Genomic DNA, 24834 nt, shown 5'->3' with positions numbered 1-24834 from the left:
CACAATCAGTTTCAAACCTGAAAAAACGTTCAAACCAGATATGCAATTACAAAAACTGTTTATTGCGAGCCTTATAATTGTTACTCAAATTACACAGGCACAAACACCCGCTGCATCAAAGTACGATCACAGAGATGCATTTAATCCTTTGTTCAATTTTGTGCCGGGCACTGCCTATCGAAGCGGAACAGGAGCACCGGGACCACTTTACTGGCAAAATCGCGCTGATTACAAAATTAACGTTACCCTTGACGAAACGGCCAATACACTGGCCGGTGAAGTTGAAATAACCTATAAGAACAACAGCCCGGATAAACTGCCTTTTGTATGGCTGCAATTAGACCAGAACCAGTTCAACGATAATTCGCGCGGTGGAAAAACAACTACTATTTCCGGTGGTCGTTTTGGAAATACCGGTTTTGACGGCGGCTATTCGATTCAGTTTGTAAGCGCCGAAAAAAAAGTAATTACCGGCAAAAAGAGCATCAACCGCTCAGTATATGCAGAACACCTGACCGACGATACGCGTATGCAGATACGTTTATCGGAGCCGCTTTCGACAGGAGAAGAACTGAAAATAAAAATCAGTTATTCGTTCAAAATACCCCGTTATGGTTCAGACAGGATGGGGAAGCAGGAATCATCAAACGGTACGATATACGAAATAGCGCAGTGGTATCCCAGAATGGCTGTCTATGATGACATTGAGGGTTGGAATACCCTACCCTATCTGGGGGCAGGTGAGTTTTATCTGGAATACGGTGATTTTGATTATAATGTAACTGTACCCTGGAATCACCTCGTGGCAGGCTCGGGTGAGTTACTGAATCCGAATGAGGTATTGACGGCCGAACAGATTAAAAGATTTAATGAAGCCAAAAACAGCGACAAGACAGTTATCATCAGAAGCAAAGAAGAAGTAACAGACGATCGAAGCAGGCCGCGCCAAAACGGCACACTAACCTGGAAATTCAGATGCAAACAAGCGCGTGATATAGCATGGACGTCTTCAAAAGCATTTGTATGGGATGCCGCCCGCATTAACCTGCCAAGTGGTAAAACATCCATTGCCCAATCAGTTTATCCTGTCGAAAGTGCCACTGATGACAGCTGGAACCGTTCTACAGAATACGTAAAGGGGTGTATTGAGTTTTATTCCAGATATATATTCGAATATACTTATCCGTCTGCTACAAACGTAGCCGGTATTGTTGCAGGCATGGAATATCCGGGTATTGTATTTTGCAGCTACAGAGATAAGAACGAAAGTCTTTGGGGAGTAACCGACCATGAATTTGGTCACAATTGGTTTCCGATGATCGTGGGTTCGAACGAAAGAAAATACGGCTGGATGGACGAAGGATTCAATACATTTATCAATACGCTTTCAACCAAAAATTTCAATAACGGAGAGTATTATCAGCCTGAAAATGCACGCCAGTATGCTCCTTACTTTTATGACCGGGATCCCATCATGAATCTTCCTGATGTAATTCAGAACAATAACCTGGGTGTGGCTGCTTATTTGAAGCCCGGCTTCGGTTTAAGCATGCTGCGTGATGTTGTCTTAGGCGAAAAAAGATTTGATTACGCATTTAAAGAATATGTTAATCGTTGGGCGTTCAAACATCCTACACCTTTGGATTTCTTCAGAACCATGGAAGACGCAGCAGGAGAAGATTTAGGATGGTTCTGGAAAGGATGGTATGTAAACGACTGGAAGATTGACCAGGGTGTGAAAGACGTAAGCTATATCCAGCAGGATGTATCCAAGGGGGCAGTAATTACCATTGAGAATCTTGAGAAAATGCCAATGCCCGTAACGGTTGAAATCAGAGAATCAAACGGAAGCACCAAACGTGTCGAATTGCCTGTTGAAATCTGGCAAAGAGGTAGTTCATGGAGTTTCAAATTCCCGTCAACCTCAGCTATTGAAAGTGTAACGATTGACCCGGACTCGAAACTGCCGGATGTAAACTCGAAAAATAATCAGTGGAAGCCTGTCAGATACAATACACAACAGGCCAATTGATATTCGTTTATCACCACTTTGTTATCCTTCTTCTGCAATAGGAAGGCTAAACGGAGTGGTAATTGTTACTTTAGAGCGTTCACAAACCCCACCTATAGGCGGATTAAATTTGGAAACACTCACCGTAATCTGTTGAATCTCAGGAAACTGCGACTTAACAGATTCAATGATTTTATACGCAATATGCTCTAATAGCCGGTGTTTTTCTTTCATAACATCGGCTATCAGAGCATATACTACTTCATAATTTACTGTTAATCTCAATCTGTCTTCCTGCGCTGCCCGATTTAAATCGGCTGTAATGGCAATATCAATCGAGTATTTATTACCTATTTTCTGCTCTTCATCGTAGTACCCATGATACGCAAAAAACTCTACGCCTTCAAGTGAGATTATTCCCATAGATTTAAATCGTCAATTATTGTTTGGTGTGGTTACTTCGGTTATCCGGTAAATTATTTCAGATGTTGTCAAAGAATGAACCGCCGTCGTTATTATTATTATTTTTATTGATTATATCCTTTAAAGCGGGCAATGGTGTTGTATCCTTTCCAGGTTTTTCGTCTTTTTCAACCAATGCTTTTTTAATAGCTGCTTTTACTTTGTTTACTTTTTCAAGCATTTCTTCGGTAATCGCCTCTACATTATTCTCTATAGGCTTGGCAGGTTCTTGGGTGTCCTTCACATCTGCCGGTATTGTTTCAATCTCTTCCTGATTCTCTTCAACTGATTCTATAAATGCTGAAGTATTATCAATTCCTTTTTCTTCTACATCTTCCTCTGCTTTTCCGCCTATCAGCAGGTCTTTCATCTCTTCCAATTCTTCAAAACGCCCTTCTGCAGCCAATAAAGCTTGTTCAACCCAGGTGCTTGGGTCATGCATGGCATAAGCAGGACCGGCATTTTCAAGTATTTCACGAATTCTTGCTACTGGAGTTACAGCCAAATCTTTAAATGTAAAAATACCGGCATCATATAACAACATGGCTATTTTAGGGCCAATGCCTTCAATAATTCCTAATTCATCCGATTTATCAGCCTCCTCAGTTCCTTGTTCAGCAGAAGGCGCTACTTCAGATACCTCTTCAAGTGCCGGCTCATCAATAGAATTGTCAACAGTATATTCAACTGCATTTTCCTGTACGATATTTTCAACCGGTTCCTCAACTATTGCTTCAGGCAAAACTTCTTCATCTTTCTTTTTACTAACTACCGGGGCAACACTTTTATCAGAAAAAATATCAAACGCCTCTTTGATTTTCTCTGCAATAATTTCCTTGTCAAATTTATCCTCAAACCGCTGTACATGTTCCAGAGTGGCCGAAGAAAGATTTTTTAGCTGAACCAATAAATCTGTCTTATGCAGATACATATCCTTAAAGTCCTTCTCGAGGTTCTTCACTTCAGCCAGTACTTCTTCCTTAATATACTTCGCTTTCAACTGTGCTTCCTGAACAAGTTCATCTGCTTCTGCCTGAGCCGTCCGTACAATTTCCTGGCTCTTATGCTTTGCTTCCTGTATATTCTTATCTGCCTGCTGATTCGCCTGTTCGGTAATCATGGTGCTGGTATCTTCAGCAGTTTTCAAGGTCTTAAATAGGGTCATTTCGATCTCCCGAAGCTTGCTTGCTTCCTTTTCAGCCATTTCCAGCTGCATTCTGAGCATCTTGCTTTCATTCAAGATGCGTTCCCATTCCTGCGAGAGATTTGCTAAAAAATTATCAACTTCTTCGATATTGTAGCCTCTGAAAGTTTTTTCAAATTCATGTTGGCGTATTTCGAGCGGTGTAATTTTCATTTCGTCAATGTTTTATAGAAATATTATGGCAAAATTAATAAAAAAACTATGGGTACTCTTTATTTCAATTATTTTCTTCTGTTACAAGCAGTCGGCCAAAGTATTATCTGATCACTCAATTGAGGGTCATTATAAGGGCTTCTGTACAGATAATAGCTCATTCGTTCAATTCCCATACAGAGATGGTGCGGTCGTCGCTGCACGACACAATCTGCTTGCGGTAGTCAGCCCATAAAACCTTATTCACAGAAGTACCATGCCCGGCATGCCTTGCGCGATCTATTACTTTCAATAGCTTCATTGTCTCTGTATCCCAGACTTTTATTGACTTGTCCATGCTGCAGGTTAAAAATCTTTGTCCATCAGGGCTGAAAGCCAGATGATTAATAGCAAAAGTATGGGCCACAATCTCTTCTTCCAGCTGATATCCGCTTTCAACATTCCACAATTTCAGGCGTGCATCTCTGCTGCCGGAGAGCAGTCTGGTAAAGTCAGCAGAATATGCGACAGTAAAAACAGAGTTATTGTGTGCTTCAATTACTCTTTTCAATTCGAAAGTCTTTAAATCAAAAATTTTAATGGTATTATCGCTATATCCGGCTGCCAGTTCACGTTCTACCGGGTTTATGGACAGACATCGCACACTGACATTCGCCGCCTTAATGTGTTTGCGAAAACTCAGTGTTTCAGTGTCTATGACCGATATTACTCCGGTGCTATCAGCTATGAAGGCATTGCCGTCATATATCTGAATATCAAAAAAAAGAGCCGGTGATAATTTTAACGAGCGCAGTTCTTGTTTAGTATCAAGGTCAATCACGTGGATACCCTGCTGATTCTGGGCAACCCATAAATGATTGTGTTGAGGTAAATAGGCAAGCGAATATACAGAATTTTTTACTTTCGCAATCAATTCTCCTACATCAGGTTTTTCAAGATTCCATCTGACCACAAATCCATCACCGGCAGCAGAAAAAAAACGATGCTTTTCTCCGGACCTCTCCAAGGCATAAACGCAATCTCTGTGACCTGTAAAAGTATCTATTTTTTCAACCTGTATCATGGCATTGCATGATTTTTTCAATCATGTAGCTAATTGTTTTCTGACAATATTTAATTTTGCCTGCAAAACTAATCCTTTAATATATCTCTTAATCGTTTCGTCACATGAATTTTTCGGCAGATACAGAAAAAACCGTTGTTTTTACAGAAGTAGAGAACGCAATAACCGATTTAGGTTTTACAATCGCCAATCAGGATCAGAGCCGTCCATGGGGTGGTTTTTTTGTTCTGGATGAATCGCAGGCTCCGAAATTCATAGAAACCTATTTCCCTCACTTAAGCATCGGCGACTTCGGAGTCGGCCGTAAATTAAGTCCGAAAATTCTGGTTGTGGCACCGGAGAAACGCCTTTCGTGGCAGTATCACTTTCGTAGAGCTGAAATCTGGAAAGTAATAGGTGGCATTGCAGGCGTAGTAACCAGTGAAACCGATGAAGAAAATGAATTGCAAACCCTGACACTAGGTGCTATAATAAGCCTTAAACAAGGTGAAAGACACCGCCTGATTGGTCTGAACCAATGGGGGATAATTGCAGAAATATGGCAACATACTGACCCGGAAAATCCATCGGATGAAAACGACATCGTGCGTGTTCAGGACGATTTCGGTCGCTGATACATTCTATTGACCAAATGGTCTTTCAGCATGGCTGAAAGACCATTTGGTATCAATTATTCTACATATAGCACCAATCCTTTCAGATAACTGCCTTCCGGATGAAAAAGATTGACAGGATGATCGGCTCCTTGTGTCAGATGGTGAAGTACTCTTACCTGACGACCCACTTCAAGCGCAGCCGAAACAATAGTATTATAGAATAGTTCTCTGTCAACCACCTGCGAGCACGAAAAAGTAAATAGTATCCCTCCTTTCGCCAATCGTTTAATACCCTCCATGTTCAACCTTTTGTACCCCTGCACTGCCTGATGTCTTTTGGCGATGCTTTTGGCATAAGCCGGCGGGTCTAATACAATCAGATCATATATCTGGTCATTCTGTTTCAGAAAACTCATCACGTCTTCGGCTACAGCCTTGTGGTTATCTACATCACCAAAATTGGCTGCCACATTCTGGTTCACCAGTTCAATTGCTTTTTTTGAAACATCTACCGACTGTACCCATTCAGCCCCGGCATGCAAAGCATAAATAGAGAATCCGCCCGAATAACAAAAGGCATTGAGTACTTTCTTGTTTTTGGCATAATGCGCCAGCAGCGCCCGGTTATCACGCTGATCAAGAAAAAAGCCGGTCTTCTGTCCTGTTTCCCAATCAATCAGAAATGTATTCCCATTTTCAAGAACCGGATGAGGCAAAATAGAGTCTGCAGGGCCTGCCGAATACAAGTAACCGTTTTTGACAGTCTTTGAAAATTCATCAGGCAGGGTTTCGGCACTTTTATCATAGATGGCCAGCAATGCATCCCCGTAAATAATCTTCAATACGGCCACTATTTTTTCTTTTTCACGCCACATGCCAATGGTATGTGCCTGAAAAACGATGACATTCTGGTAATAATCCAGTATCAATCCCGGAAAGCCATCTCCTTCTCCATGTATCAATCGGTAACAGGTAGTAATATTCTCATTCTGCACGGTCTGTCTGACTTCGTATGCCACTTTGAGTTTTTTTAACCAGAAATCTTCATCAACAATACATGGCTCGTACGAAAAAATCTTTACCGCAATACTACCCTTATAAAAATGGCCTGTAGCCAGAAAACCCCCTTTCTTGTCACAAACCTCTACTATGTCACCATCATTAGGTTGGCCTTCTGTTTTAGCTATAGCACCCGAAAATACCCACGGATGCAGTCTCTTCACTACCTGCTCTTTACCTCCTTGTAAAAAAACTTTTGCGTACATAATCTTCTGTTTCGTTCCTGTTGCAGATACAAAATAAGAAAATATAAGAGGCCAAAGAAAACGTTTTTACAATTTTATATTTACATTTACTACGCCTACTAATAATTGTAACATTTGTTTCTTACCCTTAAATAATTCAGATAAGCCCTATGAAACTTGATCGTAGAAATTTCCTAAGAAATACCGGCATTCTGGCAGCCGCACCGTTACTTACCAGCCAGCTCTGGTCTTGTACACCCTCATCAAAAACTGAAGAAAAAACTACCGACTCAACTGCTACAGCAGCTATGTCGGCCGAGCCATCTGTTAAAGAGTTTGGTATTCAGCTCTGGACAGTGAAAGAAGACCTGGCTAAAGACCCTAAAGGTGTATTGAAAGCATTGGCAAGCTATGGATATAAACAAATTGAGAGTTTTCAGGGAGACAAGGGTGTTTTCTGGGGCATGACCGCCAAAGAATTTAAAACACTGATGGATGACATTGGCAGCAAACTGATAAGCACGCATTGTAATCCGGACTATACCATGAAAAAAGAAACGGAAGGAGAATTTAAAAAATTGGTAGACGATGCCGCAAGCATAGGTATGAAATATTTGATTAATCCTTTTCTGGGTAGCCTGACCAAAGCGGATGAATGGAAAAAAGCGGCGGAGGGATTGAATCGTCAGGGAGAAATAGCTGCCAAAGCAGGATTACGCGTAGCCTACCATAATCATAATTTTGAGTTCAAAAAATTTGCAGATGGCACCATGCCTGAAACTATTCTTCTGGAAGGAACCGACCCTGCACTGGTAGATTTTGAAGCAGACCTTTATTGGTTAGTAGCCGCCGGTGAAAACCCAGAAGAATGGCTTACCAAGTATAAAAACCGTTTCCGTCTGGTGCATGTAAAAGATATACTGAATGAAGCCAAGGTGAAAGAAATAACAGAAAAGGAGAAGGTAACGGATCCTTTGTTTTCGTTCTCTACTACTATTGGTACCGGCAGAATTGACTTCCCTCGCCTGCTTAATGTAGCTTCTCAGAATGGAGTTAACTATTTTATTGTTGAGCAGGAGCGTTTTGATGGCACAAACCCATTAAAAGCCGCCGAGACAGATGCTGTTTACATGAAAAACTTAGTATTTGCGTAATATTGCATATTATCCTGATAGTAAAAGAGCCTGATTGAATCAGGCTCTTTTACTATCAGGACTATTTTAAAAACTCCCGATCAGCTCTTTAATAATAAAAGTCATGGCGGGTTCTGCTTTATGGGCAGCTTCCAGAATTCTGCTGAGCTCTGCCTTTTGCAATAGCTCGGGTATACCCATATCAGTAATAACAGAAATGCCAAATACGGGAATATCCATTTGGCGGGCTACAATTACTTCTGGCACAGTGCTCATTCCTACGGCATCGGCACCCAGCACTCTTAGCAACCTATATTCAGCTTTTGTTTCAAGACTTGGACCCGGCACACTTACATATACACCGCGGTGCACTCCCTCTATCCCGTTCTGGGTAGCTATCAGCAGCGCTTTCTCTACTACCTCCATCTCATAGGGTTCACTCATATCCGGAAATCTGTCACCCATAATATTTTCTCCTTTCAGCGGGTTTTCAGGCAAAAACAATGCAATGTGATCTTCTATAATCATCAGATCGCTTTCCTTAAACATTGGGTTTAGTCCACCCGCAGCATTAGAAACAAAGAGTCTTTCAATACCCAGTAGTTTCATTACACGAACCGGAAAAGTGACCTGCTGCATGGTATAACCCTCATAATAATGGAATCGTCCTTGCATGCACACTACTTTTTTACCATTCAGTGTTCCGAACAGTAACCTGCCTTTATGAAATTCGATGGTAGCAATCGGGAAATGCGGTATATCGGAATAGTCAATTGAAAAATCTACCTCTATCTCATCGGCGAGTTTTCCCAGGCCTGTTCCTAAAATAATACCGAACTGCGGTTTGAAATGATCGGTCTGAGACTGGATATAAGTGGCCGCTTCCTGAATAAAGTTAAACATGATGCATGTGAAGATTTATTGGAAAAGCAAGGTACAAATAAAAACAAAAAGCATGACTGCTACAGCCATGCTTTTTATCTACTAACGAGAATATATCTTATAACGCCAATGTACCTTTGCGAGCTGCATCAATCAAAGTAGCTTCTAAGCCTTTTTTGTTGATAGTACGAAGGGCTGAAGTCGAAACTTTCAATGATACCCATACTCCTTCTGACTCTAAGAAGAATTTCTTAGTTTTCAGATTCGGGAAAAATTTACGCTTTGTTTTATTGTTAGCGTGCGATACGTTGTTACCGACTTGTGTTCTCTTACCAGTAATTTGACAAACCTTTGCCATTGTATTATAATATTTTCTATGAAAAAATGGAATTCCTTAAACGGGAGTGCAAAAATCGTAATTATTTCTTAAATAAAAAAACAAGTTTCACTTTTTTTTGAAACTATACGGACAATGCCTGCATCCGTTCTTACAACAATAACCTCTTTTTTTGTGATAAATTGCTGTAAAAACCATCAATTCACCTTCAAAATAATAATCTTCTGCTGTAAGCGCAGGTAAAACAGTTTTGTCTTTACTATTTTTCTGTTCGCCCAATTTTGATATATTCTGCTGTATGATTAAATTTCTTTCTAATTAAACGTTCATCAAAATATGAATTTGACTATCCGTGTGGCAACTATTGATGATGTACCTGCCATTTTACATATTTACGCCCAGGCTCTCGACAACAATAAAGTACTTACAGTTGAAGAAGCGCGGAAAATCTTCATCAAACAAAGTCAATATCCGGACTATCGTGCTTTTATAGCCGAATACGACCAGAAACCTGTAGGAACTTTTGCCCTGCTAATAATGGAAAACATGGCCCACATGGGCACGCCCTCTGCTGTTGTAGAAGATGTTGGCGTATTACCCGGATTACAAGGACAGGGAATCGGCAAAAAAATGATGGAATATGCCCTGCAATATGCCAAAGCTAAAGGATGTTATAAAATGGCACTTTCCAGTAACATCCGCCGGGAACAGGCGCATCAATTCTATGAGTCGCTCGGGTTCAGAAAACACGGATTCAGTTTCCTGATGGAACTAACCTAATGTCACCTTTTTGTGACCAAAATAAGGTCTTAGTACCTTCCGGTCAAAAATCACAAGCATGGCTATTAGATTTATCAACACAATAATTTTAATAAAATCTCCCATTAGAAAATTTCTTACACCCTCAAAACTAGGCAACTGTAAGGTGTCGATATCACCATAGCTTTGGGTTGATAGTAAAGCCACTGTTACTGTTGCCAGTAATGCTATCATGACCAGACCAAAAAATACATAAGAGAGCTTTCCGGTCCATGATTTTTTCCTGAAAACCACTACAACAGGCAACGGAGTCGGAACAGCAGCCAGCACGTTTTCAGTAAAGTCGGCTGACGGTTTCTCCAAAGGCATACTGGCCATATCAAGGTGCAGTGTTTCCAATTCCTTAAAATATTTCTGATAGGCCTCTGAATGCGCTATCTCGTAAGCATGCTGCTGCAGAATATCTTCTGTGGCAGTGCCGTCCAGAATCTCAAATATTTGTTCGTCTTTCAACATCTCTCTTCTTAATTTTTTATTATGAAACCGAAGGCTTTACGTTTATAAATATCTTAGCTCTGTCTCGTATCAACGTAATTATTCCGGTTATAATATAATTCCATGTCTTCCTTTGCTTTCACATCAGGCTTCTCACTTCTTCTTTCAGGTTTTTTCTCATCTCCTCTGCTAATCGTTTTCTTGCTCTGAACAATTTCACCTTGGCGGTTTCTGCACTTATTTTTATAATCTCCGCAATTTCTTCCAGTGTTTGTTCCTGCAAATAGAATAAGGTTATGAGTAGAACATCGTCAGCCGACAGATTTTGCATAGCATATTGAATAGCTTTGCTTCGTTCCTTACTTCTGATATGCTCGGTGGTATCTGTCTGTGAGCTGACCATCAGCGCTTGGGTCGATGTCTCAATATCTTCAGTAAAGATACGAGTTTTTCTTTTTTGCATCAAAGCCGCATTAAAGACTATTCTGTAAAACCAGGTGGTAAATTTAGAATCAAAATTAAAATGATTCATATGCTTATACACCTGCAAAAAGGCATCCTGCGCCACTTCTTCAGCATCTTCTCTGTTATTCAGAATTCTATATGCCACTGTAAAAGCATAGTCTTTATGACGATAGATTAACTCTTTGTAAGCTAACCTATCACCAGCCTGCATGCGTTTCAGTAGGGTAATATCTTTCTGTTCGTTGTTCACTGGTCCATTGGATGCACCATTCTGTTAAACGTTACACTCATTATGAAATATTTTTTTTTCCGTCTGCCTGTAACCTCATTTAAATACGCTGCATCCTATCGCCAGATTCTTATTTCACTATCAAAAAACGTACATAATTATGGATTCTGCTAATGCAATAGTCGCTATCGCTATTCCGGTATCAGCCATTTTCGGACTTGTCGGGCTACTGATTATTTTAAGAAAATTTGACAACGACGAAAAAATGGCCATGATTGAAAGAGGCCTCACTCCACCACAAAAAGAAGGCACTAAGGTAAATCCTGCTTCTGCCCTGCGTTGGGGTTGTCTATTCGTAGGTGTGGGTCTGGGCATTTTTATAGCCAACATGATTGAAAGCATCAAGGACGAATCTGAAGCTCTTTATCCGGCCTTGATTCTGATCTTCGGTGGTTTAGGTCTGCTTGTGTCTTATTACGTTCAATTGCAGCTCGACCGTAAATCTAAAGAATAACCAAACGACGAGGTCTCTTAACGACCTTTCCATTTGGCTAAATTCCCTTTAGCACCAATAGCCCAACAGTCATTTTTATAACATGAAACAGCGTGGAAAGGCTCCGTATCAACGGCTTTCCACGTTTTTCCAAAGTCTTCTGAAATACCCGTACCCGATGTACCTACTACAATCAGGCTTTTATCGGGTAATACCCAACTTGATTCTTTCAAACCATCAGGTTTTGCTTGTCCGGTCAGTGTCCAGGTTTTCCCGCCATCATGTGTGATGGCCACATTATCCGACACTTTCTTATCATCCTTGTAATCGCCACCTGTTGCAATACCATCCTTATCGGTGTAAAAATGTAAACCAAAAATACCTGATGTTTCGCCTTGTTTAAATGGTGTTTCTGCTACCTGCCAGCTTTCTCCTTTATCTGTGGTATAAAAAACACGGCTTTGTGTATTTATCCATGCCAGTTTTTTAGCTCTTGTATTAACGCAGGTACCGCTGGACGCAAAAGAAGCCTCACCTGGTTTGATTGCCGGTAGTTTCTCCGGAGCAATTCGCTCCCATTTTTCACCATCCAGTGTTCTTAATATATATGGTTTATCGTCCACCGGGTCACCGATCAGTATACCCTCTTTTTCATTCCAGAAATCGAACGAATCAAAAAAAGTACCCTTTTCAGTAGTCTGGAATATCACACGCCAGTTTTCACCGCCATCGGTAGTTTTATAAATTTTTGCAGCCCCTTTATCTCCCTCTCCGGCACTCATGGCAAAGGCAGTTTGATCACTTACCCCGTGTATATCTCTAAAATCTAAAGTCTCGGCACCTGTTACTTTTAAAACCTGCCATTGTGTACCGCCATCTATAGTTTTTAATACCGTGCCTTTCGTACCACCGGCCCAGACAACCTTATTGTTTACGGCAGAAATAGAACGGAACGAGGCATCAGTGCCTGCATACTGTTTAATCCATTGGGCTTTGGCGTTTGTGAACGATAAAATTATTAAAAGGTAAAAACGTTTTTTCTTAAAAATAAAGTTAATCATATCAATCATTCAGAATAGAGGTATATTTTTGTAAAATGAAGCAACGAATATACATATTTATTACCACTGTTTTCCTTTTTACTATCAGCTTTTTTGCCATTGCACAGGAAGATGTAAAAATAGAATTTGGGAAAAAGAATCTGATGCTTGACGAGGTTCTGGTGGTCAATGTGATTATAAAAGGGAGCGATAAGTCTACGGTCAGCAATTTTCCTGACATACCGGGTTTCACCAAAACTGATAGAAAAATAACACATGCCAAAGGGCAGCTACATACAATTACTCAGAACTACTCACCGATAAGAGACGGAGTTTTCAGAATTGCTTCTTTTGAACTGACCGTCAACGGCCGAATTTTTGAGTCTGAACCCATAACCGTAACCGTGGCCGCACCTAAAGACGAAGAGGAGGAAGAAAACAATGAGGTAATCAGCCTGGACGACATCAAGGAAAATGCTTTTCTGGCGCTGAATATTGACAAAACTTCGGTTTATGTAAGTGAGGGTTTCAGGGTTTCGCTGGCTTTTTATATTGCCGAAACTAATACCATGCAAATGGTTTTTCCAGATAATTTAAATGCACAGGTGGATGCCATTGCCAAGAAAATAAAGTCGCCGGATTGCCTGGAAGAAAGAATCAATATTACCAATATAGTAGAAGAGCACCGCACGATTAACGATAAGAAGTTTCTGGTTTATAAGTTTTTTGAAGCTATTTACTTTCCTCTTAATGCCCAGCCTGTGGTAATTCCATCAGTCGAATTGAAAATGGAACAGCAAAAAAGGAAAAGTGACGACAAAGAAATTATCAGCTTCGCCAGCAAACCGTTCACCGTCAAGGTAGAGGCTTTGCCTGACCACCCGTTGAAAGATAAAGTTGTTGCGGGAGATTTCGATCTGGTAGAAGAAATTGAGACAAGAAAAATAAATACAGGTAAGAGCTTTAATTACAGTTTCAAAATAGTTGGACGAGGGAATTTTTCCACTATCAATGTTTCATCTCCGGTGAATGATAGCTTCTTCGATTTTTATCCGCCAGAAATCAAGGAAGAACATAACAGAGATTTTACTCTGCAGGAAAAAGAATTCAGATACCGTGTGGTGCCTAAAGATTCAGGACAGCAATCGCTTGACAAATACTTTTACTGGATTTTCTTCAATACTAAAAACAAGGCTTACGATACGCTCAAATCAAAGATAAAAATAAAGGTTTTGGGTAAAGCCATTGATGACAAGGAGTCTGATGCATCTGAAGATATTTTTGCCGGAATCGACAGGCTCGATACTTCACTTATACTGACTAATTATCAGGAAGTTATCAAAAACATATCAAACTTCCTGATAATTTGTATGGTAATGGGTTGTCTTTATCTTTTTAGTTGGAAAAAAAAGGATAAATAGCTTTATAAAACCGGATGTTTTTTATGGAAATCGGTGGCATCCTGATATGCTTTGGCCACCTGCAACAGTTTTGCTTCACCGAACAATTTACCCATAAAAGTAATACTGGTTGGCCTTCCCTCCTGTCTGAAACCATTAGGCAGCACTACACATGGATGCCCCGTCAGGTTGGTTAAGGTCAGGTTTCGTCCGAAAGCCGGAGAAAGATACACATCAATACCTTTCAGCTTGTTTTCCATTTCCTGAATCAACAAAGTACGATGGCGGTTCGCCTGGATATACTCAACCGCCGGAATGAATCTAGCCGAACGAAAAGCGTTGGGCCATGCATTTTTTCCTTGTCTCACCATTAAATCGTCTTTACCCGATAGCGTGAGTTCGTCAAATGCGGCGGCGGCTTCAACTCCCAGCAAAAAACTGATATCGTTAGACGGGAGATCGGGCAATTCTAATGGTATAAGCTCGGCGCCTAGTTTTTTCAGTACCTGCAAACTAAGAGAATCCATCGTTTTAGTTGGATACTTGCGCTCAAAATCACTTTTCAGATAGGCTATTCTGATGCCCTTCAAACCTTTCGATCCATCATAGTTAAAAGGTGCCTGCATACAGGTAAAGTCCTGTCCGTCCGGCCCCTGAATGGCATTGAAAACAATGGCACAATCCTCAACAGTACGGCAAATCGGCCCTAGCTTATCCATGCTCCAGCTCAAAGCCATCGCTCCGGTTCTTGGTACCCTGCCAAAAGTAGGTCTTAATCCGGTAGTTCCGCATTCCGTAGATGGAGACACAATCGACCCCAGCGTTTCGCTACCTATGGCAAAAGGCAAAAGCCCGGCTGCCACTGCCGATGCAGACCCGGCGGAAGAACCACTGGAACCCCGCTTCAAATCCCAGGGATTCAATGTTTTGCCACCAAACCATACATCGCCCATTGCCAGTTCTCCCAAAGTCAGCTTGGCACAAAGCACTGCTCCTGCCTTTTCCAGTCTTTGAATCACCACGGCATCCTGGTCAATTATCTGTTCTTTATATGGCACTGAGCCCCAGGTAGTTTTGTAACCCTTTACGGCTAATAAATCTTTGGCACCATAAGGAATGCCATGCAACAACCCTCTGTATTTTCCGGCTTTAATCTCCTTATCAGCCTGTGCCGCTTGCTTCAATGCCAGGTCTTCTGTAATAGTGACGGCATAATGGAGTTTTGTATCGTATGTTTTGAGTCTTTCAATGAAAAATCGTGTAAGTTCAACCGAAGATATTTTCTGTGTTCTAATCAACTCAGCCAGTTCTCTTACAGAATAATAGGCTAACTCGTCTTTATTGGAAGGTAAACTGACCGCTCCTAATGGAGAGGCTTTGAAGGGCTCGTATTTTTTCTCAAATTCAAAACCAACCGGTAGTGGATTGAAATATAAAGCAGGTGTTACACTATTATCGAGAGGTTTTTTCCTGATGCTTTCAAAATCTTTTCTGTTATCATTCAAATCATTAATCATGGAGTCTGCTTCGGCATCAGTAAAGTCAAGGCCCAGGATTTTCTCAGCCTGATTAATGACCTCTACAGTTATAGGTCGGTTATCTGCCACCTTCATGATAAATGCACCAAGCCCTAGAGATGCAAGGCAGGCAAAGGGTAGTAAAAGTCTTTTCATTGTGAAAGGTAGTATTGTTGATTGTTTAGGATAACAATATAGCTAAATTTCAGAAAAATAGAATTCAATAATCACTGAAAATTGAAAACAAAAGCTTTGAACAATAAAAAGCCAACACTGAAATCAGTATTGGCTTTTTGTCATGCATTTCTTGTCATTTCTGAGCCTTAATAGCATCCTTATAACTTACCAGTTTAATGCCCTTCCGCTCTATGGCTTCTTTCACTTTGTCGCTGGTAAAAATATAAGTTACATCCTGTCTGCCTTGTGCCACATCTTCATAACCGATGTGGTAAATGGCTTTCAGTTCGTCATTATCGAGGCCGGGGTGTTCAACGTATACATAAGTTTTACCATTCTCCAGTTTATCCAGCATGCCGATAAACGCATCTATTCTTTCTTCTGTAGTCTTATTTCTAAAGTCGAATCCGGTGTAACTGATACCAAAATCCTTTTGTGAATCAGCATCAACCAAGGCAAGATTATACTCTTTCGCCACCCGTTTACTCATTTCTTTTACTTCAGGCGTGAAAGCTACACTTCCCATGTGTCCTGAAATATGGCTCAGACGAGGAATATACTTCAAGGCCAATTGAATCTGCGCCCGTAGTTCTTTTTCTATATCAGCCAGTTTCCAGGGGTTATCCATGATAGCCTGCTGAGAATAGTTATTATTGTGGAAGAGCATCGGATAAAAATAACCGTCTTTGTCTCTTAAACTCGGTGCATCTGTTAGTGGTCGCCATTTCACGTTATCCCATTCGCTGGTAATGGCAAAGTGTAATCCCACATCAGTTCTTTTATGCTGCTCCAATAACTTTACAGCCTCCGGAAACCACGGTGACGGAGCAATAACTTCTATAGATGTCTGAATACCTTCTTTGTAAGATTTGATTAATGCTTCATTACCCGAGTGAGAATAACCCATGTCATCGCCGCGAATAATCAGTTTAGGCGCATTATTTCGTTCTTTTCTTAAAACACCCTTCTTGCTCAATTTATTGAAAATACTGGCAAACTCAACTGTCACATTGTCGCCGTCAAAAGCAAATTTGATGGTCTCTGTATGCGGACTTTCAATGTATCTTAAAGTCAGTTCAAGGGTGTTGTCGTCTTGCCAGGTATAGCTGCCTGCTATTTTAAAAGGCGCTAAGTTTGAACGGTTAGCCTTTGCCCGGGCGACAAGATAAGGCCCGAATTTGGTTGTTTCACTATACTCCCATTTACCTGCCCCAAACGGAATACGATGCGTGACAGAATCTGTTTCCAGGCTCAGATAACACACATTGTTTTTAAAATCAAAACCAACGCTGGCAAGTCCTTTGTCTTTAGCTATTACTCCAAAAGTTCTGCCCGATATCTTCGCTTCCAAGGCTGAACCTGCCTTTTTCTGTGAAACCGGCAATGCCAGTTGCTTTGTTCTTTCTCTTAAAGCAGCAAGTGCTTTTGAATTGGCAGGTAATTTTTTAGGCTTAAAAGCCGGAAGAATGTATTTCCAGACCAAATTAATTTCCGACTGCATATCGGGTGCTTCGGCTGTCAATAAAACGACGGCATCCTGCTCGGGCATCACAATGATAAATTGGCCATTGGCGCCATCACCCCGGTAGGCATTATTTCTACAGCGCCACATCTGGTAGCAGTACCCCTGTAGCCAGTCGCTCGAGTCCTTTTTGGCCTGCGGAGCATCCGGGTCTTGCATGATTTTCATGGTTGATGCCTCTTCTACCCATGCAGCGGGCAGTATCTGTTTTCCTTTCCATTTGCCTTTTTGCAAAAACAACTGGCCGAATTTAGCCATGTCTTCGGTTTTAACTCTTAATCCCCACCCGCCTGTATTAATACCGCTAGGATCAACCTCCCAGTCTACGCCTTCAATTCCAAGCGGATCAAATAATCGCGGTTTCAGATAATCAACAATTCTCTCACCGGTCACTTTTTGCACAATGGCCGAAAGCATATAAGTGGCAACAGAATTATACAGGAACTTCGTGCCGGGCTTATTGACGATGGGTGTACTCAAAAAAGTTTTTACCCAATTGTCGCTGATAGCAACGGGTCCAGTTGGGTCAGGGACTTGTCCGGCGCTCATACTCAATAAGTCTTTTACTCTCAGCTCTGCCAGATTAGGGCTTATGGTTTTAGGCAAATCGTTCGGGAAAAATGATATTACCTTATCATCAACAGTCAGTCTTTTTTCTGCTACAGCAAAACCTACGGCAGTGGCTGTAAAACTCTTACTGCACGAATACATGGTATGTTTCAGGTCTGCACGGTAAGGATTCCACCAGCCTTCTGCCACCACTTTGCCGTGACGAAGAATCATGAAACTGTGAAACTCATGTTTACTTTTTGATGCCGCTTCTAAAAACTGGTTGATTCCCTCACTTGAAACCCCTTCGGCTTCGGGGGTACTTCTGGGCAAAGAAGTATTTTGTTGAGCAAATACATACACGCTCAACAAAAGCAGTAGAAATGTCTTTCTCATAGGTAATTTTGAATAGGTATTTTATTGAATATCAGGTTGAAAAACTGATGAAAGGTAAAGAATATCCCGTGATTTTCATAATTTCTTGTTTACGGCCCGTTCTGCGGCCGCCTTAAAACAAAAAAAGAGAGAATTTCCATTCTCTCCCACTATATAATCATTTCTCAATTATTCGCTTTCGTCTTGGGTCTGATAATCAACCTCAACGACTGGTCGTAAGTTACGTAACTCCAAACCCAGTTAATAAACACCATCAGCTTATTTTTAATACCGAGAATCGACATGAGGTGTACAAACATCCAGACATACCAGGCAAAAGCTCCCTGGAATTTCCAGAAAGGTAAGTCTACCACGGCAAGGTTCCTTCCGACAGTAGCCATTGAACCTAAATCGTTATAACTGAAAGGCACCGGTTGCTCATGCTTCATCAGATTGATAATATTCTTCGCCAGTAACTTGCCCTGCTGTATGGCCGGCTGAGCCACCTGTGGGTGCCCGTTAGGATATTTTTCATCTCCGCTCATGACGGCGATGTCACCTACAGCAAAAATATTCTGATAACTTTCCACCTGATTGAACTCATTTACTTTCATACGTCCTGCCCTTCCATAAATTTCAGGAGCAAAACCTTCAATTGTATTGCCTTTCACACCGGCCGCCCATACTACGTTGTTTGTGCGGATTTTCTCACCATTACTGGTATAGGCATGTTTGCCGTCGAAATCGGTAATTCTTACACCCGTCTTAACTATTACACCCAACCGTTCAAGATATTCTTTTCCTTTAGCAGAAGCTTCATCTGACATCACTTCCAGAACTTCCGGTGACGATTCAAACAAATAAATCTTCATTAAGTTGAAATCAAGCTCCGGATAATCTTTCGGCAAGATAATTTTTTTCATTTCGGCGAGCGTACCAGATACTTCAACTCCGGTTGGCCCACCTCCTACCACAACCATATTCATCAGGCCTTCGCGCGTTTCGGCATCTTCTGCGGTCAACGCATCTTCAAAATTCTGCAATACCCGGTTTCTCAGGTAAATAGCCTCCGATACCGATTTCATAGGTATGGCATTTTCAATCATGTTCTGCATACCGAAGAAATTGGTTCCGGCTCCCATCGCCAATACCAGGTAATCGTATGCAATATCGCCCAGTTCTGTTTCAATCCTGTTTTCCGCAGGTACTATTTTGGTAACTTTGGTGATACGAATATGCACGTTTTTCTTTTTCTGGAATATTTTCCGAAGCGGAAAAGAAATAGAGCTCGGCTCGAGACCAGCCATAGCTACCTGATAAAAAAGCGGCTGAAACTGGTGGTAATTGTTTCTGTCTATTAAAACAATCTGAACATCATTTTTAGCGAGTTTTTGTGCTAACGCCAAGCCCCCAAAACCTGCACCCACTATCACGATGCGTTTTTGAGAAGTATCAGGAATATTAGGTTCCATAGTATATAAATGGCCGAAGCCCATTTGGATTTTTCTAATAAGAAAACGCTCTAACCTACTATTTTGTTCAGTTTTTTTAGAATTATTCTGCAGATTTAGCAAATAAAAAAGCCCGCTCAGATATATTTACCGGCGGGCTTTGCTTATGTTAGAATAACATTTCATTAGGTGGTTTAATACCTTTCAGACGGATGTAAATGGTTGTCTGTCCACGATGGTGAGTCTGATGCTCAAATGCCTTCGCAAATATCAGTTCTTTGCTCATTTCGCCTCTGTTTCCAAATGTTACCATCTCTTTCAATTGGGCGTCAGTCACGCCTTTCAATGCATTAATCACGAAATCGTAGCTATCCAAAACCATTTTGGTAGTAGCTGCTTTAGATTTATCCGGAGATTTCTCACAAGCTCCTCTTTCTACCGGACTTTTGATACCACCACCCAATGCGCCAAAATTGTAGTTGGCATCAGCCAGGTGTAATAATTGCTGTGCAAAAGAACGGATATCAGGCGATGCCTTGAAATCGTAGCCATCTTCAGGCATTGTTTCAAGATACACTTTGGTATAGGCTTTTGCCCTCTCCCATTCTTTGATCATCTGCTCTTTATCAATAGCATAGGCGCCCTTAAAACTGAAAACCAGTAAGGCCAGCAGGGTTAATAGTAAAGATGTTCTTTTCATTGTAATAGATGTTTTAAGTTTATGGTAAAAGTAATAAAAAAGAGACTTCCCGATATACAGCAAGTCTCTTTTTAAAGAAATTATTTCATATTAGTTTGCTACAAACTCACCACTCGCTCTCAATTCAACTTCTTCGCTAACAACGGCTGAAGGCATAGCACCTACACCGAATGCAGTACGGTTGATAGTACCAGACGCTTTGAAACCTACTAATTTTTTACCTTGACGGTTAGTGCTGGTACCGATCAATGTAAGGTCGATTGTAACAGGTTTGGTCACACCTTTGATTGTCAAATCGCCACCTAACTGGTATTTTTTTGGTCCTACACTTTTAATAGAAGTACTTTTGAAAGTAATTGTCGGAAACTTCTCAGTATCAAACATATCAGCTCTGTTTAAGTGCGCATCTCTGTTTTCCTGATTAGTGTTTACACTCTTTGCATCGATAGTCAATTCAAAAACGGCATCAGAGAAATCTTCTTTTGATGAAGTAAGTGTAGCATCAAAACTCTTGAAAGTACCGTCAACTTCCGATAGCATCAAGTGAGTTACAGTAAAGTTTACTTTTGCGTGCGCTTTATCCGCTGACCACTTCTGTGCGAATGAACCAACCGATACTAATAGGCCAAGTACCAAAACAACTGCTTTTTTCATTAGTCTAAAATGATTTAATTAATAATAGTGAATTGATTTATAACAAATGTAGATACATTTAATTTAACTACAAGTTTTTTTTCCTGCTTTAACATAACAATAACTTGATTAAGTTCAACAAATATGAGAAAGCGTTTCAAAAAATATCCCGATTAGTCGACATACTCCCCGAATCTCTCGGCATTTTTCTTCAATATGCCGATTTTAGCCCTTGGCTTAAGAATAATGGATAAGCCAAACCGGGCACACTACTCTTTGCCTATTTAAAATCATGTTTCTGAAAGAAATAATTTAAAACGTTTGCATGACAATTTGAAACGTTTGCGAAAATAAATATTTTTATATTTAGTCTTTATATAATACTATTGCAATAGTTATTGGTCATATAACTGTTATTCTTTTAAAGAATCTTGTCTATACAATAGAGTTCTTGTATTTTTGACCTTCACTTGTCTAGACAAGTCATTCCAACAAAAACCGATATAAAGCAATAGTGTGGCGTATGAAATCCCAAAATCTGTTAATCAAACCACAACCTAAACCTGTTTATCAGAATTTTACCGCTGAAGAAGCCGGCTGGAAACATCTGAATTTCGGTGCCCGCCTGATGAAGAAAGGCGAGACCTGGCAATATGATACAACAGGCCACGAAATAGCAATTGTAGTGCTGGGTGGTAATTTCAAGGTGGAGTCTGACAAAGGAAACTGGGAAATAACGAATGGCCGGAAAGATGTTTTTAGCGGCATTGCACATACACTCTATTTATCCCGACATACTAAACTCACACTTACAGCTACAAGTGAAACATTAGATATCGCCTATTCGTGGGTGGTCAGTGATCGTGATTTTCCACCTTATCTGAAACAGCCACATGAGGCAGCCATTGAACTGCGCGGTGGTGATAATGCCAACAGGCAAATCAACAGCCTGATTCAGCCGGGTTTCCCGTGCGACAGGATAGTCTGTGTTGAAGTGTATACACCTTCAGGTAACTGGAGTTCGTTTCCTGCCCACAAGCACGATGAACGAAAAATTGATGCAGACGGGAAACTGATAGAAGCTGAACTGGAAGAAATTTATTTTTATAAATTCCAGTCGCATCAGGCCTATGCTATCCAACAAGTGTATACGTATGACCGTAGTCTGGACGAAATAATCCGGGCAAAAAACAACGAAGCGGTGTTGGTTCCGAAAGGTTATCATCCTGTGGCAGCCTGCCATGGCTACCACGCCTATTACCTTAATTTTCTGGCTGGTAGTGATCAGGTCTTAACTGCCACCAATGACCCTGACCATGAGTGGATATATGACAGCTGGAAAACACAGGATTCCAGACTTCCGCTTGTAACTGCAGACATGAACGTATAAAACCCCGACATGCAAGAAAACAATAAAAAATACGATATTCTGACAATAGGACGCTCTTCTATTGACCTGTATTCTAATGATATTGGCTCTCCTTTTGTTGATATTACCTCTTTTGGAGCATTTGTTGGCGGTTCTCCGCTCAATATTGCCGTTGGTTGCCAGCGATTAGGCTTAAATACCCGATTCCTCACAGCCGTAGGAAACGACCAGGTCGGTAAATTCATTCTTCATTTTCTTGAAAAAGAAGGTATAGATACCACCATCATACCTACACTGACCGGGCCTCGCAGTTCTGCCGTTATTCTGGGCATTGAACCTCCGGATAGATTCCCGCTGGTATATTATCGTGACAATTGCGCCGACATCAACATCAATCTCGAACATATCCGTCAGGCAGATATTTCTCAGTATCGCTCGGTCATGTTTTCGGGCACTGCTTTTAGTAAGGACCCGAGCCGTACAGCTATGTTTTATGCCATTGAAGAAGCAAAAAAGCACAAAGCTGTAACTGCTTTAGATATTGACTTCAGAGCCGATCAGTGGTTTGACCCGCTGGCCTTCGGTGTAACGATCAGAGCCGCCTTACCTTACATGGACTTTGTATTGGGTACAGAAGAAGAAATTCTGGCGGCGTTCATGACCGACCCGAAACAATTAGAGATTAAGCATCAGCAGATTTCCGCACCGGAAATACAAGGGAATATTGATAACGCCATTCAGGAGATTCTGAACAAGGGCGTGAAAACCCTTATCGTGAAACGCGGGGCTGACGGCGCTTCTATTTTTCAACAAGGTAAAGAAGAAGTAAAAGTACCCGGTTTTCCGGTTGAGGTAATTAATGTACTGGGTGCCGGTGATTCTTTCGCTGCCGGATTCATGTACGGATATCTGCAAGGCTGGGAATTATTCAAGGCAGTCCGCATGGCCAATGCCACCGGTGCCATTATGGTAACCAAGCATGGTTGTGCCAACTTTATGGCTACACTGCAGGAAGCAATGGACTTTGCCAATAGCAAAGGAGGTATATAAGATTCAAGAAAATTTCTATTAAATATTATAATGACAAAGTTAAGCAACTATATAGACGGACAGTGGGTAAACGGCTACTCAGGTGAAACATTGAATGTAATAAACCCTGCCAGTCAGGAAGTGATTGCGCTGGTACCACAGGGTTCATTACAGGATGTACAGAAAGCAGCAGAAGCGGCGGCAAAGGCATTTCCGGAGTGGAGAAACGTTCCGGCGCATCGCCGTGTGCAATATTTATTCAAGTTGAAAACGCTGCTTGAAGACCATATCGACGATATTTCAAGAACTATAGTATTAGAAAGCGGCAAAACCTTTGGCGAAGCCAAGGCTGAAATGCAACGCGCCATAGAGAACGTTGAAAACGCCTGTGGCATACCAACCATGATGCAGGGCGATTTCTCAGAAGACATTGCCCGTGGTGTAGATGAATTCATGATTCGCCAACCGATTGGTGTCTGTGCCTGCATTGCTCCTTTCAACTTCCCGGGTATGATTCCATTCTGGTTTTTGCCTTACGCTATTGCCTGTGGTAATACCTATATCATTAAGCCTTCAGAAAAAGTACCCCTAACCATGACCAAGGTGGTGCAACTGATAGAAAAACTAGATTTGCCTGCCGGAGTTATCAATCTGGTTCATGGCACTAAAGAAGTAGTAGACGGTATCTTGCAACATCCGGCCATACGTGCTATCAGCTTTGTAGGGTCGAGCAATGTAGCCCGTTATGTGTATTCACAAGGAGCATTGTATGGTAAAAGAGTACAGGCACAGGGTGGCGCTAAAAACCCGGTACTGGTATTACCTGATGCCGATATTGAAATGACTACGCAGATTATAACCGATAGTGTGTATGGTTGTGCAGGACAACGCTGTCTGGCGGCATCGACCATCATTACTGTGGGTGACCATAAACAGATTACTGAAAGTCTGGTTGAGGCAGCTAAAGGCCGTACCACCGGATTTGGACTGGACGAGAAAAGCCTGATGGGCCCGGTTATTACGCCTGCCAGCAAAACCCGGGTTGAACAACTGATTCAACAGGGTGTACGCGATGGCGGACGATTATTGGTTGACGGAAGCAATGCAAGGGTTTCAGGTTATGAAAACGGCAACTTTATTTTGCCTACTATTATTGAAGACGTACCCCTCAGCAGCCAGGTAACTCAAACCGAGATTTTCGGTCCGGTAATGTCTCTGCTTCACCTGAATGATGTTGACGAGGCCATCAACTTTATCAATAGCGGCAACTATGGCAATGCGGCCTGTATCTTCACCAGCAGCGGAGCCAGCGCAAGGAAATTCAGACATGATGCTGATGCCGGAAACATTGGTATCAACATCGGTGTAGCTGCGCCTATGGCACAGTTTCCTTTCTCGGGCTGGAAAGACAGTTTCTTTGGCGATCTGCACGGGCAGGGCATGCATTCGGTTGAGTTCTTTACCCAAACCAAGGTGGTAATTGAACGCTGGCTGAAAGAATGGACACGTAAATTTTAACTCAACCATTATCAATTGAACTATTTAT

The 24834-nt window shown here is 41.4% G+C and carries 24 protein-coding genes; 9 read left to right on the top strand and 15 right to left on the bottom strand.

Going from position 1 to position 24834, the window contains the following annotated elements:
- Window positions 1-40 precede the first annotated feature (40 nt).
- Window positions 41-2032, top strand: coding sequence for a M1 family metallopeptidase (locus AC1RRY_RS07195; protein ID WP_492816977.1), 1992 nt, complete (start codon window positions 41-43; stop codon window positions 2030-2032).
- 21 nt (window positions 2033-2053) lie between these two features.
- Here the strand turns inward: AC1RRY_RS07195 and folB are convergent, their stop codons facing one another.
- The 3 genes from folB to AC1RRY_RS07180 form a co-directional block, all read right to left on the bottom strand.
- Window positions 2054-2434, bottom strand: coding sequence for a dihydroneopterin aldolase (folB, locus tag AC1RRY_RS07190; RefSeq protein WP_492816979.1), 381 nt, complete (start codon window positions 2432-2434; stop codon window positions 2054-2056).
- Window positions 2435-2492: 58 nt separating this feature from the next.
- On the bottom strand, window positions 2493-3830 hold the full coding sequence (locus AC1RRY_RS07185) for a DivIVA domain-containing protein (protein ID WP_492816981.1): 1338 nt from the start codon (window positions 3828-3830) through the stop codon (window positions 2493-2495).
- Between the two features lie 157 nt (window positions 3831-3987).
- Window positions 3988-4893, bottom strand: a complete 906-nt coding sequence (locus AC1RRY_RS07180; RefSeq protein WP_492816983.1) for a WD40 repeat domain-containing protein — start codon at window positions 4891-4893, stop codon at window positions 3988-3990.
- Window positions 4894-4997: 104 nt separating this feature from the next.
- Between AC1RRY_RS07180 and AC1RRY_RS07175 the strand changes: the two genes are divergently transcribed.
- Complete coding sequence (locus tag AC1RRY_RS07175; protein WP_492816985.1) at window positions 4998-5507, top strand: cupin domain-containing protein; 510 nt, start codon at window positions 4998-5000, stop codon at window positions 5505-5507.
- 56 nt (window positions 5508-5563) lie between these two features.
- On the opposite strand, the gene AC1RRY_RS07170 is transcribed toward AC1RRY_RS07175, so the two are convergent.
- The gene (locus tag AC1RRY_RS07170; protein WP_492819261.1) at window positions 5564-6757 is read right to left on the bottom strand and encodes a class I SAM-dependent rRNA methyltransferase; all 1194 of its coding nucleotides are present in this window, start codon (window positions 6755-6757) and stop codon (window positions 5564-5566) included.
- 146 nt (window positions 6758-6903) lie between these two features.
- Here AC1RRY_RS07170 and AC1RRY_RS07165 point away from each other — a divergent pair, with 146 nt between their 5' ends.
- Window positions 6904-7887, top strand: coding sequence for a sugar phosphate isomerase/epimerase family protein (locus AC1RRY_RS07165; protein ID WP_492816987.1), 984 nt, complete (start codon window positions 6904-6906; stop codon window positions 7885-7887).
- Window positions 7888-7953: 66 nt separating this feature from the next.
- Here the strand turns inward: AC1RRY_RS07165 and AC1RRY_RS07160 are convergent, their stop codons facing one another.
- The 3 genes from AC1RRY_RS07160 to AC1RRY_RS07150 form a co-directional block, all read right to left on the bottom strand.
- Complete coding sequence (locus AC1RRY_RS07160; RefSeq protein WP_492816989.1) at window positions 7954-8769, bottom strand: purine-nucleoside phosphorylase; 816 nt, start codon at window positions 8767-8769, stop codon at window positions 7954-7956.
- A gap of 97 nt (window positions 8770-8866) precedes the next feature.
- Window positions 8867-9106, bottom strand: a complete 240-nt coding sequence (gene rpmB, locus AC1RRY_RS07155) for a 50S ribosomal protein L28 (protein ID WP_101725064.1) — start codon at window positions 9104-9106, stop codon at window positions 8867-8869.
- An 87-nt stretch (window positions 9107-9193) separates the two neighbouring features.
- Window positions 9194-9364 carry a C1orf53 family protein gene (locus tag AC1RRY_RS07150; RefSeq protein WP_492816991.1) on the bottom strand — a complete coding sequence of 57 codons (171 nt, stop codon included), beginning with the start codon at window positions 9362-9364 and terminating at the stop codon, window positions 9194-9196.
- Window positions 9365-9421: 57 nt separating this feature from the next.
- Here AC1RRY_RS07150 and AC1RRY_RS07145 point away from each other — a divergent pair, with 57 nt between their 5' ends.
- Window positions 9422-9865, top strand: coding sequence for a GNAT family N-acetyltransferase (locus tag AC1RRY_RS07145; RefSeq protein ID WP_492816993.1), 444 nt, complete (start codon window positions 9422-9424; stop codon window positions 9863-9865).
- Here the strand turns inward: AC1RRY_RS07145 and AC1RRY_RS07140 are convergent.
- Together AC1RRY_RS07140 and AC1RRY_RS07135 are read right to left on the bottom strand one after the other, a co-directional pair.
- Entirely contained in the window at window positions 9857-10360 is a 504-nt protein-coding gene (locus AC1RRY_RS07140) for a hypothetical protein (RefSeq protein WP_492816995.1), read from the bottom strand. The two genes, AC1RRY_RS07145 and AC1RRY_RS07140, sit on opposite strands and share 9 nt — an antisense overlap.
- Before the next feature lie 118 nt (window positions 10361-10478).
- Window positions 10479-11054, bottom strand: a complete 576-nt coding sequence (locus AC1RRY_RS07135) for an RNA polymerase sigma factor (RefSeq protein ID WP_492816996.1) — start codon at window positions 11052-11054, stop codon at window positions 10479-10481.
- A gap of 139 nt (window positions 11055-11193) precedes the next feature.
- Here AC1RRY_RS07135 and AC1RRY_RS07130 point away from each other — a divergent pair, with 139 nt between their 5' ends.
- A complete protein-coding gene (locus AC1RRY_RS07130; RefSeq protein WP_492816998.1) occupies window positions 11194-11547 on the top strand; it encodes a DUF6249 domain-containing protein in 354 nt (117 codons plus the stop codon).
- Between the two features lie 17 nt (window positions 11548-11564).
- Here AC1RRY_RS07130 and AC1RRY_RS07125 read toward each other — a convergent pair whose 3' ends face one another.
- On the bottom strand, window positions 11565-12596 hold the full coding sequence (locus tag AC1RRY_RS07125) for a WD40/YVTN/BNR-like repeat-containing protein (protein WP_492817000.1): 1032 nt from the start codon (window positions 12594-12596) through the stop codon (window positions 11565-11567).
- 26 nt (window positions 12597-12622) lie between these two features.
- Between AC1RRY_RS07125 and AC1RRY_RS07120 the strand changes: the two genes are divergently transcribed.
- On the top strand, window positions 12623-13987 hold the full coding sequence (locus tag AC1RRY_RS07120; protein ID WP_492817002.1) for a BatD family protein: 1365 nt from the start codon (window positions 12623-12625) through the stop codon (window positions 13985-13987).
- Between the two features lie 2 nt (window positions 13988-13989).
- Here AC1RRY_RS07120 and AC1RRY_RS07115 read toward each other — a convergent pair whose 3' ends face one another.
- The 5 genes from AC1RRY_RS07115 to AC1RRY_RS07095 form a co-directional block, all read right to left on the bottom strand.
- Window positions 13990-15639: an amidase gene (locus AC1RRY_RS07115; protein ID WP_492817004.1), complete on the bottom strand. Its 1650-nt coding sequence runs from the start codon at window positions 15637-15639 to the stop codon at window positions 13990-13992.
- Between the two features lie 154 nt (window positions 15640-15793).
- Window positions 15794-18127: a ChbG/HpnK family deacetylase gene (locus AC1RRY_RS07110; RefSeq protein ID WP_492817006.1), complete on the bottom strand. Its 2334-nt coding sequence runs from the start codon at window positions 18125-18127 to the stop codon at window positions 15794-15796.
- A 164-nt stretch (window positions 18128-18291) separates the two neighbouring features.
- The gene (locus AC1RRY_RS07105; RefSeq protein ID WP_492817008.1) at window positions 18292-19578 is read right to left on the bottom strand and encodes an NAD(P)/FAD-dependent oxidoreductase; all 1287 of its coding nucleotides are present in this window, start codon (window positions 19576-19578) and stop codon (window positions 18292-18294) included.
- A gap of 148 nt (window positions 19579-19726) precedes the next feature.
- The gene (locus AC1RRY_RS07100; RefSeq protein WP_492817010.1) at window positions 19727-20257 is read right to left on the bottom strand and encodes a DinB family protein; all 531 of its coding nucleotides are present in this window, start codon (window positions 20255-20257) and stop codon (window positions 19727-19729) included.
- Window positions 20258-20347: 90 nt separating this feature from the next.
- Window positions 20348-20911 (bottom strand): YceI family protein, encoded by a 564-nt coding sequence (locus AC1RRY_RS07095; RefSeq protein WP_492817012.1) that lies wholly within the window; start codon window positions 20909-20911, stop codon window positions 20348-20350.
- Window positions 20912-21413: 502 nt separating this feature from the next.
- Here AC1RRY_RS07095 and iolB point away from each other — a divergent pair.
- The 3 genes from iolB to AC1RRY_RS07080 are packed head-to-tail and all read left to right on the top strand — an operon-like array spanning window position 21414 to window position 24806.
- Complete coding sequence (gene iolB, locus AC1RRY_RS07090) at window positions 21414-22280, top strand: 5-deoxy-glucuronate isomerase (protein WP_492817014.1); 867 nt, start codon at window positions 21414-21416, stop codon at window positions 22278-22280.
- A 9-nt stretch (window positions 22281-22289) separates the two neighbouring features.
- The gene (gene iolC, locus AC1RRY_RS07085; protein WP_492817016.1) at window positions 22290-23309 is read left to right on the top strand and encodes a 5-dehydro-2-deoxygluconokinase; all 1020 of its coding nucleotides are present in this window, start codon (window positions 22290-22292) and stop codon (window positions 23307-23309) included.
- A 30-nt stretch (window positions 23310-23339) separates the two neighbouring features.
- A complete protein-coding gene (locus AC1RRY_RS07080; RefSeq protein ID WP_492817018.1) occupies window positions 23340-24806 on the top strand; it encodes a CoA-acylating methylmalonate-semialdehyde dehydrogenase in 1467 nt (488 codons plus the stop codon).
- The last annotated feature ends 28 nt before the right edge of the window (window positions 24807-24834 follow it).

The sequence above is a fragment of the Emticicia sp. GW821-FHT11C11 genome, assembly GCF_058808615.1.
The sequence above is the reverse complement of the archived record's forward strand: the minus strand, read 5'-3'. Positions and strand labels throughout refer to the sequence as shown.

Excerpts from the sequence above, each read along its gene's own strand:
- AC1RRY_RS07195 (WP_492816977.1), top strand. The coding sequence starts at position 41 with ATGCAATTACAAAAACTGTTTATTGCGAGCCTTATAATTGTTACTCAA.
- folB (WP_492816979.1), bottom strand. The coding sequence starts at position 2,434 with ATGGGAATAATCTCACTTGAAGGCGTAGAGTTTTTTGCGTATCATGGG.
- AC1RRY_RS07185 (WP_492816981.1), bottom strand. The coding sequence starts at position 3,830 with ATGAAAATTACACCGCTCGAAATACGCCAACATGAATTTGAAAAAACT.
- AC1RRY_RS07180 (WP_492816983.1), bottom strand. The coding sequence starts at position 4,893 with ATGATACAGGTTGAAAAAATAGATACTTTTACAGGTCACAGAGATTGC.
- AC1RRY_RS07175 (WP_492816985.1), top strand. The coding sequence starts at position 4,998 with ATGAATTTTTCGGCAGATACAGAAAAAACCGTTGTTTTTACAGAAGTA.
- AC1RRY_RS07165 (WP_492816987.1), top strand. The coding sequence starts at position 6,904 with ATGAAACTTGATCGTAGAAATTTCCTAAGAAATACCGGCATTCTGGCA.
- AC1RRY_RS07160 (WP_492816989.1), bottom strand. The coding sequence starts at position 8,769 with ATGTTTAACTTTATTCAGGAAGCGGCCACTTATATCCAGTCTCAGACC.
- rpmB (WP_101725064.1), bottom strand. The coding sequence starts at position 9,106 with ATGGCAAAGGTTTGTCAAATTACTGGTAAGAGAACACAAGTCGGTAAC.
- AC1RRY_RS07145 (WP_492816993.1), top strand. The coding sequence starts at position 9,422 with ATGAATTTGACTATCCGTGTGGCAACTATTGATGATGTACCTGCCATT.
- AC1RRY_RS07140 (WP_492816995.1), bottom strand. The coding sequence starts at position 10,360 with ATGTTGAAAGACGAACAAATATTTGAGATTCTGGACGGCACTGCCACA.
- AC1RRY_RS07130 (WP_492816998.1), top strand. The coding sequence starts at position 11,194 with ATGGATTCTGCTAATGCAATAGTCGCTATCGCTATTCCGGTATCAGCC.
- AC1RRY_RS07125 (WP_492817000.1), bottom strand. The coding sequence starts at position 12,596 with ATGATTGATATGATTAACTTTATTTTTAAGAAAAAACGTTTTTACCTT.
- AC1RRY_RS07120 (WP_492817002.1), top strand. The coding sequence starts at position 12,623 with ATGAAGCAACGAATATACATATTTATTACCACTGTTTTCCTTTTTACT.
- AC1RRY_RS07115 (WP_492817004.1), bottom strand. The coding sequence starts at position 15,639 with ATGAAAAGACTTTTACTACCCTTTGCCTGCCTTGCATCTCTAGGGCTT.
- AC1RRY_RS07110 (WP_492817006.1), bottom strand. The coding sequence starts at position 18,127 with ATGAGAAAGACATTTCTACTGCTTTTGTTGAGCGTGTATGTATTTGCT.
- AC1RRY_RS07105 (WP_492817008.1), bottom strand. The coding sequence starts at position 19,578 with ATGGAACCTAATATTCCTGATACTTCTCAAAAACGCATCGTGATAGTG.
- AC1RRY_RS07100 (WP_492817010.1), bottom strand. The coding sequence starts at position 20,257 with ATGAAAAGAACATCTTTACTATTAACCCTGCTGGCCTTACTGGTTTTC.
- AC1RRY_RS07095 (WP_492817012.1), bottom strand. The coding sequence starts at position 20,911 with ATGAAAAAAGCAGTTGTTTTGGTACTTGGCCTATTAGTATCGGTTGGT.
- iolB (WP_492817014.1), top strand. The coding sequence starts at position 21,414 with ATGAAATCCCAAAATCTGTTAATCAAACCACAACCTAAACCTGTTTAT.
- iolC (WP_492817016.1), top strand. The coding sequence starts at position 22,290 with ATGCAAGAAAACAATAAAAAATACGATATTCTGACAATAGGACGCTCT.
- AC1RRY_RS07080 (WP_492817018.1), top strand. The coding sequence starts at position 23,340 with ATGACAAAGTTAAGCAACTATATAGACGGACAGTGGGTAAACGGCTAC.